Origin of the sequence: Micromonospora sp. NPDC047707, assembly GCF_040704235.1 — a bacterium.
GTDB lineage: Bacteria > Actinomycetota > Actinomycetes > Mycobacteriales > Micromonosporaceae > Micromonospora.
In genome coordinates, this window is the sequence record NZ_JBEYSU010000004.1 from 164383 (window position 1) to 177912 (window position 13530).

The 13530-nt window shown below is 74.2% G+C and carries 16 protein-coding genes and 2 tRNA genes; 12 read left to right on the plus strand and 6 right to left on the minus strand.

Annotated features, from left to right (window positions below):
• Positions 1 to 89 precede the first annotated feature (89 nt).
• The 9 genes from AB0873_RS06275 to AB0873_RS06315 all read left to right on the plus strand — a co-directional run bounded on the left by AB0873_RS06275 (position 90) and on the right by AB0873_RS06315 (position 5294).
• Positions 90 to 599, plus strand: coding sequence for a SigE family RNA polymerase sigma factor (locus tag AB0873_RS06275; RefSeq protein ID WP_155330417.1), 510 nt, complete (start codon positions 90 to 92; stop codon positions 597 to 599).
• Complete coding sequence (locus AB0873_RS06280) at positions 589 to 1491, plus strand: hypothetical protein (RefSeq protein ID WP_366598681.1); 903 nt, start codon at positions 589 to 591, stop codon at positions 1489 to 1491. The genes AB0873_RS06275 and AB0873_RS06280 overlap by 11 nt, the downstream gene beginning before the upstream one ends.
• A 103-nt stretch (positions 1492 to 1594) precedes the next feature.
• A tRNA-Met gene (locus tag AB0873_RS06285) sits at positions 1595 to 1668 on the plus strand.
• A 148-nt stretch (positions 1669 to 1816) separates the two neighbouring features.
• Positions 1817 to 1890: transfer RNA gene (locus AB0873_RS06290), tRNA-Met, on the plus strand.
• A 128-nt stretch (positions 1891 to 2018) separates the two neighbouring features.
• Positions 2019 to 2267, plus strand: coding sequence for a hypothetical protein (locus AB0873_RS06295; protein ID WP_155330419.1), 249 nt, complete (start codon positions 2019 to 2021; stop codon positions 2265 to 2267).
• A gap of 96 nt (positions 2268 to 2363) precedes the next feature.
• On the plus strand, positions 2364 to 3197 hold the full coding sequence (locus AB0873_RS06300; protein WP_366598682.1) for a phosphoribosylaminoimidazolesuccinocarboxamide synthase: 834 nt from the start codon (positions 2364 to 2366) through the stop codon (positions 3195 to 3197).
• 102 nt (positions 3198 to 3299) lie between these two features.
• Complete coding sequence (locus AB0873_RS06305; RefSeq protein WP_366598684.1) at positions 3300 to 4082, plus strand: helix-turn-helix transcriptional regulator; 783 nt, start codon at positions 3300 to 3302, stop codon at positions 4080 to 4082.
• Positions 4079 to 4273, plus strand: a complete 195-nt coding sequence (locus AB0873_RS06310) for a DUF397 domain-containing protein (protein WP_366598685.1) — start codon at positions 4079 to 4081, stop codon at positions 4271 to 4273. Before AB0873_RS06305 ends, AB0873_RS06310 begins: the two co-directional genes overlap by 4 nt.
• Before the next feature lie 82 nt (positions 4274 to 4355).
• Positions 4356 to 5294: a ribose-phosphate pyrophosphokinase gene (locus tag AB0873_RS06315; RefSeq protein ID WP_366598686.1), complete on the plus strand. Its 939-nt coding sequence runs from the start codon at positions 4356 to 4358 to the stop codon at positions 5292 to 5294.
• A 77-nt stretch (positions 5295 to 5371) separates the two neighbouring features.
• On the opposite strand, the gene AB0873_RS06320 is transcribed toward AB0873_RS06315, so the two are convergent.
• Positions 5372 to 5830 carry an ATP-binding protein gene (locus AB0873_RS06320; protein WP_366598687.1) on the minus strand — a complete coding sequence of 153 codons (459 nt, stop codon included), beginning with the start codon at positions 5828 to 5830 and terminating at the stop codon, positions 5372 to 5374.
• Between the two features lie 121 nt (positions 5831 to 5951).
• Here AB0873_RS06320 and AB0873_RS06325 point away from each other — a divergent pair, with 121 nt between their 5' ends.
• The gene (locus AB0873_RS06325; protein WP_366598688.1) at positions 5952 to 7073 is read left to right on the plus strand and encodes a DUF5931 domain-containing protein; all 1122 of its coding nucleotides are present in this window, start codon (positions 5952 to 5954) and stop codon (positions 7071 to 7073) included.
• A gap of 127 nt (positions 7074 to 7200) precedes the next feature.
• Entirely contained in the window at positions 7201 to 7842 is a 642-nt protein-coding gene (locus AB0873_RS06330; protein ID WP_366598788.1) for a response regulator transcription factor, read from the plus strand.
• 78 nt (positions 7843 to 7920) lie between these two features.
• On the opposite strand, the gene AB0873_RS06335 is transcribed toward AB0873_RS06330, so the two are convergent.
• From AB0873_RS06335 to AB0873_RS06345, 3 genes are read right to left on the minus strand one after another with little or no spacing between them, the layout of a single operon-like run.
• Entirely contained in the window at positions 7921 to 8493 is a 573-nt protein-coding gene (locus AB0873_RS06335; RefSeq protein ID WP_155330425.1) for a DUF5709 domain-containing protein, read from the minus strand.
• Positions 8494 to 8543: 50 nt separating this feature from the next.
• Complete coding sequence (locus tag AB0873_RS06340; RefSeq protein WP_366598689.1) at positions 8544 to 9317, minus strand: ATP-binding protein; 774 nt, start codon at positions 9315 to 9317, stop codon at positions 8544 to 8546.
• Positions 9317 to 10315 (minus strand): SDR family oxidoreductase, encoded by a 999-nt coding sequence (locus tag AB0873_RS06345; RefSeq protein ID WP_366598690.1) that lies wholly within the window; start codon positions 10313 to 10315, stop codon positions 9317 to 9319. Before AB0873_RS06345 ends, AB0873_RS06340 begins: the two co-directional genes overlap by 1 nt.
• A gap of 201 nt (positions 10316 to 10516) precedes the next feature.
• Between AB0873_RS06345 and AB0873_RS06350 the strand changes: the two genes are divergently transcribed.
• On the plus strand, positions 10517 to 11719 hold the full coding sequence (locus AB0873_RS06350) for a glycosyltransferase (RefSeq protein ID WP_366598691.1): 1203 nt from the start codon (positions 10517 to 10519) through the stop codon (positions 11717 to 11719).
• A 57-nt stretch (positions 11720 to 11776) separates the two neighbouring features.
• On the opposite strand, the gene AB0873_RS06355 is transcribed toward AB0873_RS06350, so the two are convergent.
• Both AB0873_RS06355 and hisN read right to left on the minus strand, forming a co-directional pair.
• On the minus strand, positions 11777 to 12664 hold the full coding sequence (locus AB0873_RS06355; RefSeq protein ID WP_366598692.1) for a hypothetical protein: 888 nt from the start codon (positions 12662 to 12664) through the stop codon (positions 11777 to 11779).
• A gap of 26 nt (positions 12665 to 12690) precedes the next feature.
• Positions 12691 to 13509 (minus strand): histidinol-phosphatase, encoded by an 819-nt coding sequence (hisN, locus tag AB0873_RS06360; RefSeq protein ID WP_366598693.1) that lies wholly within the window; start codon positions 13507 to 13509, stop codon positions 12691 to 12693.
• Positions 13510 to 13530 lie beyond the last annotated feature (21 nt).

A 13530-nucleotide genomic window follows, 5' to 3' on the forward strand; every position in this document is an offset into this window, starting at 1 on the left:
TTTCGACACCTGCAGGTGCAACCCGCGGGACGGCCGTCCCGTTTTCAGGACAACGACAGTGACGGACCTTGGGGACACGTGATGGCGACATGAGGGACGCGGAGCGGTTCGACGAGTTCTACCGGAGCACCGCGCACCGGATGCTCCGCTACGGCTACGCGGTCACCGGCGACCACAGCGAGGCGCAGGACCTGGTGCAGGAGGCGTACGCCCGGGCCTGGCGGCAGTGGGGCCGGCTCACCACGCATCCGGCGCCCGAGGCGTGGCTGCGGCTGGTGGTGTCCCGGCTGGCCACCGACCGCTGGCGTCGGCTGACCGGCTGGCGCGCCCTGGTCCGCCGTACCGGCCCACCCGACCCGGTTCCACCCCCGAACGAGGACAGCGTGCTGCTGGTCGGTGCGCTCCGGCAGCTCCCGGCCGCGCAGCGGCAGGCGCTCGCCCTGCACTACCTCTACGACATGTCGGTGGAGGACATCGCCCGCGAGACGGACGTGCCCACCGGCACCGTGAAGTCCTGGCTGTCCCGGGGACGTGCCCGGCTGGCGGCTCTCCTGCCCGACCTCACCGACGAGCGACTGGAGGCGAACGATGTCGCGTGACCTGTCCGACTTCTACCGGTCGCTCGCCGACGAGGCGGACACCCGTGCCCTGCCCGTTCCGGAGACCCTGCGGCGTGCCGCCGACCGGCGTGCCCGGATCCGGATGACCGGCACCGCTGTCGCGGCGGCGGTCCTGGTCGCCGGAGTGGCGACCGGCACCCGGATCGGGTTCTCCGCCGAGCCGGCCCCGGTGGCGCCGCCGGGCGGGCCGACGGCCCCGGCGCCGACCCCGCCGTCCGCGCCCTCGTCGGCGAGCCCCAGCGGTACGCCGCAGACGTCGGCGTCGAACTCGATGCCCCCGGCTCGGCCGGGCCCGACCTCGATCCCGGATCGGGCCTTCTTCCGGCTCGCGGCGGCGAACGACAAGGGGGTCGAGAGTTTCGTCGACGCCGAGGTGCTGCCGTCGCTGTGCAAGGCGCGCTTCCCCAGCGACGACGCGATCGTGCAGCGTCGGAGCCGGCACCTCGCCTACAAGATGGCCGAGACACCGTCGGACTACGTCCCCGACGGCAGTTACGTGCACAGCATCACGATCTACAAGCCCGGTGGGGCCGACGACGCGCTGCGCGAGCTGCGCGAGGCGGTCCGGGCCTGCCCGGAGCAGCAGGGTACGGGCGGGGACAACCCGGCGACGTACCGGCTGCGGCTGCTCGACGACCATGGCTACGGCGACGCCTCGGTGCTCTTCGAGATCCGGTCGGACGCCCGCGACCTCGAGGGCAACCCGGTCGGCGGCGAGGAGGTGCGGCTGATCCGCGCGGTCCAGGTCGACGACGTGGTGACGATCCTGTGGGAGCAGGGCTGGGAGGGCACCTCCGCCGAGCGTGCGCAGGTCGACGCCGACAGCCGCCGCGCGGTGGCCGCGATCGAGTCCTGGCTCGGCCGGCGCTGACGACGCGTGGAGGATTCCGGCCCGCCGGAATCCTCCACGTTTCCGGCGTCTGGCCGGTCGTTTTGCGGCGGGCCGGGGTGGTGCGATACGGTTGACGGACCGACGCGGGGTGGAGCAGCTCGGTAGCTCGCTGGGCTCATAACCCAGAGGTCGCAGGTTCAAATCCTGTCCCCGCTACTCGTCCGAAGGCCCCGGAGATTCCTCCGGGGCCTTCGTCGTGTCCGGGCGCCGGTCCGGTCATTCCGGTCGCCGCCACGGGTGCTTCCACCCCGTCCGGGGGTGGCGGATCATGGCGGAGCGCCATGGGGTACAGTGGTGAAGCCGACGCGGGGTGGAGCAGCTCGGTAGCTCGCTGGGCTCATAACCCAGAGGTCGCAGGTTCAAATCCTGTCCCCGCTACTCGTCCGAAGGCCCCGGAGATTCCTCCGGGGCCTTCGTCGTGTCCACGCTGGGCCGGACCGGGGGTCGACACGCTCATCCGGGCCGTCTGCCGTGCCGCGGTTGCGCTTCTCGGCGAGGATGGGGCCATGTCTGCTTTCGGCAAGTGGTGGGGCCGGCTGGGCGCGGTCCTCGGTGCGGTGGTCCTGTCGGTGTTCGTCCCCGTGGCCGCCTGGGCGTCCACCGGCCCGGGCGAGATGGCGGTCGAGGCCGTCCGGCGGCGCCGTGGTGGCGGCTTCGGGTTCCTCGGGCTGCTCTGCTGCCTGGCCGTGGTGGCCGTGATCGTGTTCCTGATCCTCCGCATGATGCGCAACCGCCGCGGCGGCGGCCCCCGCTGACCCAGGCGGCCGCCGGGTGCCGGCCCGGCCGGCGAGCCCGCTCACCCCGGGCCACCGGCGCGGGCCGTACGCAGGCCACGTGGTGTACTAGGCCGCGTGGAACTTCTGCACTCGGGCAAGGTCCGGGACGTCTACGCCGACGGCGAGGACCTGATCCTGGTCGCCTCCGACCGCATCTCGATCTACGACGTGGTGCTGCCGACGCCGATCCCGGACAAGGGCAAGCTGCTCACGGCGCTCTCGCTGTGGTGGTTCGAGCAGCTCGCCGACCTGGTGCCGAACCACGTGATCTCCGCGACCGACGTGCCGGCCGAGTTCGCCGGCCGCGCGATCCGGTGCCGGCGGCTGGAGATGGTGCCGGTGGAGTGCGTCGCCCGGGGGTTCCTGACCGGCGGCGGGTTCGCCGAGTACCAGCGCACGGGCGCGGTCTCCGGCGTCGAGCTGCCGCGCGGGCTGGTCGAGGCGTCGATCCTGCCGGAGCCGATCTTCACCCCCTCCACGAAGGCGCCGGTGGGGGAGCACGACGAGCCGATGACCTTCGCCGAGGTGGTGGACAAGGTCGGCGCGGAGACCGCCGAGCGGCTGCGCGGGATCACCCTTGACCTGTACCGGCGGGGAGCCGAGCTGGCCGCCGACCGGGGGATCCTCATCGCCGACACCAAGATCGAGCTGGGCTGGGCGGCCGACGGCACCCTGATGGTCGGCGACGAGCTGCTGACCTCGGACTCGTCCCGGTTCTGGCCGGCGGAGTCGTACCAGCCGGGGCGCGCCCAGTTCTCGTACGACAAGCAGTACGTCCGGGACTGGGCCACCGACAGCGGCTGGGACCGGCGGGCCCCGGCGCCGGAGGTGCCGGCGGAGGTCGTCGAGGCCACCCGGGCCCGCTACGTCGACGTGTACGAGAAGCTCACCGGAGGGCGCTGGGACTGACCCGATACCCCGATTCTCCGGGTCGGGCTGGACCCACCGGCCGGTGACCGTCGAGGATGCTCTCGTCACCTTCGGTGCTCGTGCGGCTCTCGGGACGGTCGGATGAACGGCGACATGTGGATCAGGGCGCTCAAGGCCGCCCGCGCCAGCGCGGGCGTCTCCCAGGAGGCCCTCGCGGAACTGATCAGGTGGAGTCCGTCCACCATCGCGGCGATCGAGACGGGCCGGCGTCGGCCGACGCCCCAGTTCGCCACGGCGGCGGACGAGGCGCTGGGCACCGGCGGCCTGCTCGCCGAGCTGCTGGCGGCGGCGGCCCGGCAGCAGTCACCAGCCTGGTTCGCGCCGTGGCGGGGGATCGAGGCCGACGCGGTCGCCCTCCGCACCTCTCAGCCGTCGCTGGTGCCCGGTCTGACGCAGACCGAGGCGTACGCCCACGCGGTGCTCAGCGCCCAGGGCACGCACACCCCCGGAGAGGTGAACCAGCTCGTCGCCGGCCGGATGGCCCGCCAGGCGCTGCTGACCGGTGCGGAGCCGAAGCGGTTCACCGCGGTCGTGGACGAGGGCGCCCTGCGCCGGGTGGTCGGTGACCGGGAGGTCCAGCGGGCGCAGCTGGAGCGGCTGGTCGAGCTGGCCGCGTTGCCGCACATCCGGCTCTACGTCGTCCCGGCCGCCGTCGGCGCGCACCCCGGGCTGGCCGGCGGCTTCGTGCTGGCCACGCTCCCGGACGGGGACGAGGTGGCCTATGTGGACGGAGTCTACGGTCAGGTTGTCGACCGGCCGGACGCCGTCGATACCATCAGGGTCATGTGGGACACGCTGCTCAGCGAGGCCCTCCCCGCGGGCGTGTCCGTCGAGCTGATCGGGAAGCTGGTGAGCGAGCTGTGAACACTGCCCCCACCCCTCGGTGGCGGGTGTCGAGCCGGTCCGGCAACGGCGGGGACACCTGCGTCGAGGTGGCCGACAACCTGCCCGACCGGGTGCTGGTCCGCGACTCCACGGACCGCGGCGGCGCCGTCCTGACCTTCGCGCCTTCGGCGTGGCGCTCCTTCGTCGAGCTGGTCAGGTCCGCGGGCTGAGCGGTCGACACCACCCCGCCCGGGGGACGCGCTCGGCGGCCGACAGACCGCTCCCGGCCCGCCGTCCGTACGATGTGTGGACGTGCGTGACATCGCCGTCTTCAGCGGAACCGCCCACCCCGAACTCGCCGCCGAGATCTGCACCCACCTCGGCGTCCCGCTGTACCCGGTCCGGGTCTCCCGGTTCGCCAACGACTGCCTGGAAGTGCAGTTGCAGGCCAACTGCCGGGAGCGGGACGTCTTCCTGATCCAGCCGCTGGTGCCACCGGTGCAGGAGCACCTGGTCGAGCTGCTGCTCATGATCGACGCGGCGCGGGGCGCGTCGGCCGGCCGGATCACCGTGGTGCTGCCGCACTACGCGTACGCCCGGTCGGACAAGAAGGACGCGCCGCGCATCTCGATCGGCGGCCGGCTGGTCGCGGACCTGCTCACCTCGGCCGGCGCGGACCGCGTGCTCGCGATGACCCTGCACTCGCCGCAGGTCCACGGCTTCTTCAGCGTCCCGGTCGACCACCTGCACGCGCTGCGCGAGCAGGCCCTCCACTTCAAGGGTCACGACCTGAGCAACACCGTCGTGGTCTCCCCGGACCTGGGCAACGCCAAGGAGGCCGCCGCGTTCGCCCGCCGGCTCGGCACGCCGGTCGCCGCCGGTGCGAAGCAGCGCTTCAGCGACGACCGGGTCCAGATCAGCGCGGTCATCGGCGACGTCGCCGACCGGGACGTGATCGTGCTGGACGACGAGATCGCCAAGGGCAGCACGGTGGTCGAGCTGATGGAGCACCTGCGCAAGCTGAACGTCCGCTCGATCCGGCTGGCCTGCACCCACGGTCTCTTCTCCAGCGGAGCGCTGCAACGGCTCAGCGACCAGGAGGGGGTGCTGGAGATCGTCTGCACGAACACGGTCCCGATCCCGGCCGACAAGCGGGTGCCGAAGCTGCAGGTCCTCTCGGTCGCGCCGGCCCTGGCCGAGGCCGTGCGCCGCATCCACAACGGCGAGTCGGTGAGCGCCCTGTTCGGCTGACCCGCCCCGCACTCCGCGATCTTGCGCTCCCCGGCCCCGGCACACCGGACCTGAGTGACGTGACGGCGACCCGAAGGTCAGTCGCGGGTGGGTTGGGGTGCCGGGGTCAGGGCCGTGGTGATGCGGACGGTCGTGCCGGCCGCGCCGGTATCGATCTCCATCGAGTCGCTCAGCTCGCGGGCCAGCCACAGGCCCCAGCCGCCCGCCATGTCCGCCGCCGGCCGGCTGCGGTCGTGGAGCTGCTGCGTGCTGATCCCGTGCCCGTGGTCGGCGACCTCGCAGAGCAGGGCGCCCCGCTGCCGCCACAACCGCAGCCAGCCGTGGCCGCCGCCGTGCCGGACCGCATTGGTGATCAGTTCGTTGACCGCCAGCACGAAGTCGTCCAGCCGCTGCCCCCGCAGACCGGAGGCGTGCGCGCAAGAGGTGACCGAGTGCCGTAGCTCGGTCACCTGAGCCTGGTCGAAGGCTTCGGCGATCAGGAGGGGAGAGTCGATGGGCACAACCGTACGCGGTGCGTGCGGTTCTGCGTTTGTCATGGCCCCGTCCCCGCAGCGGATCTCGTTGTCTTTCGCGGCATTTCCACCGTACGTCAGCGTTTCTCGACGCGCACCAGTCGGGCCCGCCGATTGCTCGTCGCGCTGTGGCATCGTGTCGACCGTGCCGACGTCCCCGGGTGGTTTCGAGGTCCCGCTCTGGCGGGCCATCGCCGTGTTCCGGGTGGCGTCCCTCGCGTACGTGTGCGTGGTGGCCGTACGCCACGCGGACCGGTACGCCCACCCCCTCGCCGCCGCCGCCGTGGTCCTGGTGATGGCGGCCTGGACGGTGCTGACCGCGGCCGCGTACCCGCGCCCGTCCCGGCGTGGCTGGCCGCTGCTCGTGGCCGACCTCGGTGTCGTCCTCGGCGTCGTCCTGGCCAGCCCGTGGGTGGTCGGACGGGCGGCGCTCGCCGCCGGTGTCCCCACCCTGGGCGTGGCCTGGCTCGCCGGCCCGGTGCTGGCCTGGGCGGTGTCCGGCGGCCGGCGCCGGGGCACGGTGGCCGCGCTGGTGGTCGGTGCGGGGGACCTCGCCACCCGGGAGCGGATCGGCGAGTCCTCGCTCACAGGCGTGATCCTGCTGCTCCTCGCCGGCGTGGTGGTCGGGCACGTGGCCCGGCTCGCGGTGACCGCCGAGGAGCGGCTGCAACGGGCCGTCGAGCTGGAGGCCGCCACCCGGGAGCGGGAGCGGCTCGCCCGCGACATCCACGACTCCGTGCTCCAGGTCCTCGCGCTCGTGCAGCGCCGCGGCGCCCACCTCGACGGTGAGGCCGCCGAGCTGGCCCGGCTCGCCGGCGAGCAGGAGGCGGCGCTGCGCGCCCTGATCGCCGGCGCCGCAGCACCACCGGCCGACGACGGGCCGGCGGACCTGCGCGGGCTGCTCGGGCGGTACGCGTCGCCGTCGGTCTCGCTGTCGGCGCCGGCGGGCCCGGTGCCGCTGCCCGCCCCGGTGGCCCGGGAACTGGCCGCGGCGACGGCCGCCGCCCTCGACAACGTGGCCCGGCACGCCGGCGGCCGGGCGTGGGTGCTCGTCGAGGACGAGGAGGACACGGTCACGGTGTCGGTCCGCGACGACGGCCCGGGCTTCGCCGACGGCCGGCTGGCCGAGGCGGCGGCGCAGGGGCGGCTGGGGGTGGCCCGGTCCATCCGGGGGCGCATCGAGGAGCTGGGCGGGTCGGTCCGGATCACCTCCACCCCGGGCGCGGGCACCGAGGTCGAGTTGACCGTTCCCCGGCAGCGGACGTGAGGCGGCACATGGGCCGCGGCTCGACGTCCCGCCACGGCCGGGCGCCGACCCCGGGGAGCGGCCCGAGGATGAGCCGGGGAGTGCTCCGGGTCGCAGCACGGTGGAAGGAGGCGGCGTGGTACGGGTGATGGTGGTCGACGACCACCCGATGTGGCGGGAAGGTGTGGCCCGCGACCTGACCGAGGCCGGTCACGAGGTGGTGGCGACCGCGGGCAAGGGACGTCAGGCGGTCCGGGTGGCGCCCGCCGCGCGACCCGACGTGGTCGTCCTCGACCTGCAACTGCCGGACGTCTCCGGAGTGGAGGTGATCCGCGGGCTGCGCGCCGCGCTGCCCGAGGTTCGGGTCCTGATGCTGTCCGCCAGCGGCGAACAGCAGGACGTGCTGGACGCGGTGAAGGCGGGCGCCACCGGCTACCTGGTGAAGTCCGCGGCCCCGGCGGAGTTCCTGGAGGCGGTGCGGCGGACGGCGGCGGGGGAGCCGGTGTTCACACCCGGGCTGGCCGGTCTGGTCCTTGGCGAGTACCGCCGACTGGCGGCCGGCCCGCCCGCTCCCGACCGGGAATCGGCGGGCACACCCCGGCTCACCGAACGGGAGACCGAGGTGCTGCGCCTGGTGGCCAAGGGGATGTCGTACAAGCAGATCGCCGAGCGGCTCGCGATCTCGCACCGGACCGTGCAGAACCACGTGCAGAACACGCTGGGCAAGCTCCACCTGCACAACCGGGTCGAGCTCACCCGGTACGCGATCGAGCGGGGGCTCGACGACTGAGCGGCGGTCGGGAAGCGCCACAGCGTGGTGTCCCGACAGCCTCCGCGCCCCCCAGACGACGCCGCAGGCGCGGCTGGTTCAGACCGAGTGTGGTGGGCGCGTCTCGTGGATCGCCAGCTCCTCGGCGGTCGCGCCGCCACCGGCCGCCCCGGCGTCGTACGCGATCGAGTCGGTCTCCTGGTCGGTGTGGGCACCCTCGTCCGGTTCCACCAACCGGCCCACCTGCGCGTCGGCGGTGCTGCCGAGCTGGCCGTGGTCGTAGAGCGACACCGGCGACCTCGGGTCGGACGTCGGCCCCGGATCGATCACGTCGGCGTCGAGCTGGGCCTGGGCGGCCTGCTCCTCGCTGTCCGCCTCGGCGGCGATGTCCGGGTCGACCGGGCCGGCCAGCGGGTCGTCGGCGGGACGCTCGTACTGTTCCCGGCCGAGCTTGTAGTCCAGCGACTCGCCGTCGAGCTGCTCGTCGGCGGTGGTCCCGAACCGGTCGACCGCCACCGGCGTCCGGTCGCCGGGCAGCTGGGCCGGCTCCGGGCCGTCCGCCTCACGCCCGGTCAGGACGTCGTCGTTGGCGGTCGAGTCGTCGTCGGCGGTGTCGGGCAGGCCCTCCGCCTCGGGATCGGACACGGGGGTCGGGTACTCGTCGTCGCGCATGCCAGTGCTCTACCCACTGCCCACCACCCCGTAACCGCCCGCCGAGGTGGTCAGGGGTGGTGCTCGGGGTGCAGAACGCACCAGACGACCTTGCCGTCCGGTACGGGCGTGGCGCCCCAGCGCTCGGACACCGTGTCGATCAGCAGCAGCCCCCGCCCGCCGGCGGTGTGCGGCGGCGCGAACCCGGTGAAGGCGGGCAGCCGGGACGAGTGGTCGCGGACCGCCACGTGCAGCGCGCTGTCGCGGGGGGCCAGCCGGACGGTCATCGGGGTCCGGGCGTGGGCGACCACGTTGTTGACCATCTCGGTGACGGCGATGGTGCCCGGCTCGGTCAGCTCGGGCACGCCCCAGCGGTCGCAGCCCTCGCCGAGCAGTTGACGGGCCTGCCGGGCGGCCGCCACCACCGGCTCGAGGTCGGCGGTGAGCACGGCGGCGAGCGGTGTGGCCGCGAGGGACGCCAACGCGCCGTCGAGCGTCGGCCAGGCCGGCACGTTCCGTGCCGCACCGGACGGGTCGCAGAGCAACAGGTCGGCGGCGGGCCAGTCGAGGACCGCCCGACGGATCTCGCCGAAGACGTCCCACGTCGCCGGATCGGTCGCCCGCAGCCCGGTCACGTCGACCACGAGCGGGCCGGGCCGGTCGCTGAGCCGCCCGAGCAGCGCGTCCCGGACCGTGCCGGTGCTCGACGCGTCGAGCACGCCGCTGACCCGGACCACCCCGGAGGACTCGTCCGTCTCCACCAGGCAGCGCACGTCGGTCGGCATGATCGTCTTATTGTGCCCGCCCGTCCCGAGCCGCGCATCCGGCTGTTCGACGCGGTCCATCAGCGATCCGCCCGGCCGCGTCGGGTCATCGCGGCGACCGTTCCGACGGCCGTGCCGGCGGCGGCGAGCCCGAAGGCGGCGCCCATCCGGACCAGCTGCCGGCGCCGGCCGTGCCAGCCGCCGCGGCGCTCGGCGGCGGCGTCGGGCGAGAAGACGTTCCCGGTGCTGTCGAGGCGGGCGGCCGGCCCGAACTGGGTGCGGTGGGCGTACCAGCCGAGCGCCCGTTCGGCGAGCGCCGGGGCGACCCGCCACTGGAGGCCGATGAGGCGGGCGGCGCCCCCCGCGTACGCCTCCCGGCGGGGCCGCCGCAGCATCCGGACGATCGTCTGCGCCACCATCTCGGGCGGGTACACGGGTGGCGGTGGCACCAGCTCCCGGCCGCTGTGGTTGGCCGCGTGCCGGAAGAACGGTGTGTCGATCGTGGCGGGCAGCACCGTGCAGATCGAGATGTCGCCCCGGCCCGTGACACGCAGTTCCTGACGGACCGTGTCGGCCAGCCCGCGGATCCCGTGTTTCGTCGCGTTGTACGCCGACTGGTACGGCATGGCGACCTCGGCGAGTACTGAGGCGTTGTTCACGATCACGCCTCCGCCCCCCGCACCGAGGTGGGGCAGCGCGGCGCGGATGCCGTACGCGGTGCCGAGCAGGTTGACCTCCAGCACCCGGCGGAACTCCTCGACGGGTATCTCGTCGAACAGCCCGACGGCGCTGACCGCGGCGTTGTTGACCCAGCCGTCGATCCGGCCGAACTCCGCCACCGCCCGCTCCGCGAGCTGTTCCACGGCCGCCGGGTCGGTCACGTCGGTCGGGACGGCGGCGGCGCGCCCGCCGAGTTCGAGGCAGCGCTGCGCGACCTGATGCAGGGCGGGGTCGCTGCGGGCGGCCAGCACGACGGCGGCGCCCCGGCGGGCGAGCGCGTACGCGGTGGCCGTGCCGATCCCGCTGGAGGCCCCGGTTATCACCACGACGGCGTCGGCGAGTCTTCGGGTGAGAGGCATTCTCCGCCCGTACCCCACCGGGTGGGGGTCATGCGGAGAACCTTGCCGGGATCCAAGGCCCTTGACCATTGCCGGGGGACAATTATGCGCGGCACCCGTCAGCCTCTTTCCGATCTGCCAGGTTTCGGCTCCCCGACCCGGGGTTAATGGGACCCTCTGACCGGGAGGAGCAACGCGGAGAAGATCGCCTGGAGGTGACCCATGCGCGTCGGCCTCGTCTGCGCGCACGCCGACCCGTCGCGGCGTGCCGGCGGCCCGGCCGTCGGGACCCACCACCACATCGCGCGGGTGGCCGCCGAGCTGGCCGTCCGGGGCCACGACGTCCGGGTGTACGAGCGCCGCGACGCCCCCGACCAGCCGGCGACCGAGACGGTCGACGGTTACCTCGTCGAGCGCGTCCCGGTCGGTCCCGCCGCGGGCCTGCCCACCGCCGAGCTGGTCCCGCACGTCGCCGAGTTCGGCCGCTGGCTGGCCGACCGCTGGGCGGGGGAGTGGGCACCCGAGGTGGTGCACGGCCACTACTGGGTGGGCGGGCTGGCCGCGGCGCACGCGGTCCGCGAGACCGACATCCCGGTCGTGCAGACCTTCCACTCGCTCGGCGTGGAACAGCTCCGCCACCTCGGTCCCCGCTACGACGCGCCGGAGGAGCGGATCCCGTTGGAGCGCGCGCTCATCCGGGCGGTCGACATCGCCGTGGCCCAGTCCAACGACGAGGTCGACGAGCTGACCCGGATGGGCCTGCAACGCACGTCGGTGGCGCTGGTGCCCCCCGGCGTCGACACCGGGCAGTTCCATCCCGACGGCGAGGCGGCGCCGCGCGAGGCGCGAGCCCGGATCCTCTCCGTGGGCGCCCTGGACCCCGGCCACGGCCAGGAGGACCTGATCCGTGCCATGCGGCTGGTCGGGGACGCCGAGCTGGTGATCGCCGGCGGCCCGCCCGCCGAGCAGCTCGCCGGGCACGCCGAGGCGCGCCACCTTCGGGAGGTGGCCGAGCGCAGCGGGGTGGCCGACCAGGTGACCCTGGTGGGGGCGGTGCCGCACGAGCAGATGGCCACCTGGTACCGCTCGGCCGACGTGGTTGCCTGCACCCCGCGCTACTCGACCGCCGGGCGGGTGTCGCTGGAGGCGATGGCCTGCGGCGTACCGGTCGTCGGTTACGCGATGGGCGGGATCGCCGACGCGGTCGTCGACGAGGTGACCGGGCGGCTGGTGCCGGCGGGCGACGTCCGGACCCTCGGGGTGACGCTGCGCCGGTTGCTCGCCGACAACGCCGGGCGGTTCGCGTACGGCCACGCGGCGGTGGACCGGGTGCGGTGCAGCTACACCTGGGACCGGACCGCCGGCGCGCTGGAACGGCTCTACGAGCGGGTGGTCGGCCGCCGGAGACCGGTCGAGGCGGCCTGACGCCGTCGGGCGGCCGGGACGCCCGCCCGGCGCAGGCCGTGCCCACCGGCCGGGTGCTCAGCCCACGCGGCCGGCCCCCACCATCGCCGGTTCCCGTTCCCCGGCGACCCGGTGGTGGTGCTGCGGCTCCGCGTACCGGGTCAGACCGATCACCGCGGCGAGGGTGACCAGGAACCCGACGGCGGCCAGCCACTCCCGCCCCGGCCAGATCTTGTCGTCGAGCAGCAGCAGCCCGACGATCGCCGCGGGCACCGCCCCGGCGGCGTCCATCGCCGCAACGGCAGCCGTGGTCGAGCCGCGCTGCATGGCCAGGCCGAGCAGCAGTTGACCGACGACTGAGTGCACGATGAGCAGGTAGAGCAGCGGGTCGCGGAGGAACGCCTCCGCGGAGGCCGCGGAGGCCAACGGCCGGGCCGCCACGGCAGCGGCGGAGAAGGCCAACCCGGCCAGCGAACCGAGCGCCACCGAGCCGGGTGCGCCGTGCAGGCGTACCGCGAAGAAACCGAGCACGGCGATCACGCCGAGGGCCGCCACCAGGGCGACCAGGCCGGCGGTGCCGAGCTGCCGCGACGGCGCGGGCCGGGCCGACAGCACCAGCGCGGCGATCCCGCCGAAGAGCAGCACCAGCAGGGCGACCTCGGCGGCGGGCAGCCGCCACTTGAGCAGGAGCACCCCGAGTACGGCGGTCACGCCGAGCCCGGCGGCGACGCTCGCCTGGACGAGGAAGAGGGGCAGGTCCCGCCGGGCCAGGAAGGCCAGCACGAACCCGGCCACCTGGCATCCCAGACCCACCAGGTACGTGCGGTGGCCGGCGAGCCGCAGCAGCAGGCCCGGATCGAAACTGTGGTGCACGGTGGTGCGGGCCGCCGCGACCGACTGGAGCAGGTTGGCGATGCCGTACGCGACGATCATCGACGCGAGGAAACACCAGCCGGAGGAGACCACCTGGCGAGGATAGAGGTTGACGGCAGTCAGCGCGCGGTTGCCCGACCGAGGCGGGCGAGGATGTCGGCGTGCAGCGGGCCGTTCGTGGCGATCGCGCTGATCTCGCCGGACGCGGCGTCACCAGGTGCGGGACGGCCGGCCAGGTCGGTGAACGTGCCGCCCGCCTCGGTGACGATGGGCACCAGCGCCGCGATGTCCCACAGCGACAGTTCCGGCTCCACCATCACGTCCAGTGCGCCCTCGGCGAGCAGCATGTAACCGTAGAAGTCTCCGTACGCCCGGCTGCGCCACGAGTCCCGCATGATCTGCAGGACCGCCGGCAGCCGGCCGGTCTCCTCCCAGCCGGTCAGCGAGGAGTAGCAGAAGCTCGCGTCGGCGAGGTCGGTCACGCCGGACACCCGGATCGGCGTGCCGCCGGCCAGGTCGCGGCCGGCGTACGCGCCCTCGCCGAGCGCCGCCCACCAGCGGCGGCCCAGCGCCGGCGCGGAGACCAGCCCGGCGACCGGGCGGTCCCCCTCGAGCAGCGCGATGAGCGTGGCCCACACCGGTACGCCCCGGATGAAGTTCTTGGTGCCGTCGATCGGGTCGACCACCCAGCGCCGCCCGTCCGGACCGGTCGCGGGCTGCTCGCCGTACTCCTCGCCCAGCAGGCCGTCGCCGGGCCGGTGGGTGGCGAGCAGCGCACGGATCGCCCGCTCCACGGCGGTGTCCGCGTCGGAGACCGGGGTGAGGTCGGGCTTCGCGTCGACGCGCAGGTCGAGCGCACGGAACCGCGCGGTGGCGACCGCGTCGGCGGCGTCGGCGAGGCGGTGGGCGAGGGCGAGGTCGTCGGCGTACCCGGTCATGTCGCAGACGGTAGCGGCGGC

Excerpts from the sequence above, each read along its gene's own strand:
- AB0873_RS06275 (WP_155330417.1), top strand. The coding sequence starts at position 90 with ATGAGGGACGCGGAGCGGTTCGACGAGTTCTACCGGAGCACCGCGCAC.
- AB0873_RS06280 (WP_366598681.1), top strand. The coding sequence starts at position 589 with ATGTCGCGTGACCTGTCCGACTTCTACCGGTCGCTCGCCGACGAGGCG.
- AB0873_RS06295 (WP_155330419.1), top strand. The coding sequence starts at position 2,019 with ATGTCTGCTTTCGGCAAGTGGTGGGGCCGGCTGGGCGCGGTCCTCGGT.
- AB0873_RS06305 (WP_366598684.1), top strand. The coding sequence starts at position 3,300 with ATGAACGGCGACATGTGGATCAGGGCGCTCAAGGCCGCCCGCGCCAGC.
- AB0873_RS06320 (WP_366598687.1), bottom strand. The coding sequence starts at position 5,830 with ATGACAAACGCAGAACCGCACGCACCGCGTACGGTTGTGCCCATCGAC.
- AB0873_RS06330 (WP_366598788.1), top strand. The coding sequence starts at position 7,201 with ATGGTGGTCGACGACCACCCGATGTGGCGGGAAGGTGTGGCCCGCGAC.
- AB0873_RS06335 (WP_155330425.1), bottom strand. The coding sequence starts at position 8,493 with ATGCGCGACGACGAGTACCCGACCCCCGTGTCCGATCCCGAGGCGGAG.
- AB0873_RS06340 (WP_366598689.1), bottom strand. The coding sequence starts at position 9,317 with ATGGACCGCGTCGAACAGCCGGATGCGCGGCTCGGGACGGGCGGGCAC.
- AB0873_RS06345 (WP_366598690.1), bottom strand. The coding sequence starts at position 10,315 with ATGCCTCTCACCCGAAGACTCGCCGACGCCGTCGTGGTGATAACCGGG.
- AB0873_RS06350 (WP_366598691.1), top strand. The coding sequence starts at position 10,517 with ATGCGCGTCGGCCTCGTCTGCGCGCACGCCGACCCGTCGCGGCGTGCC.
- hisN (WP_366598693.1), bottom strand. The coding sequence starts at position 13,509 with ATGACCGGGTACGCCGACGACCTCGCCCTCGCCCACCGCCTCGCCGAC.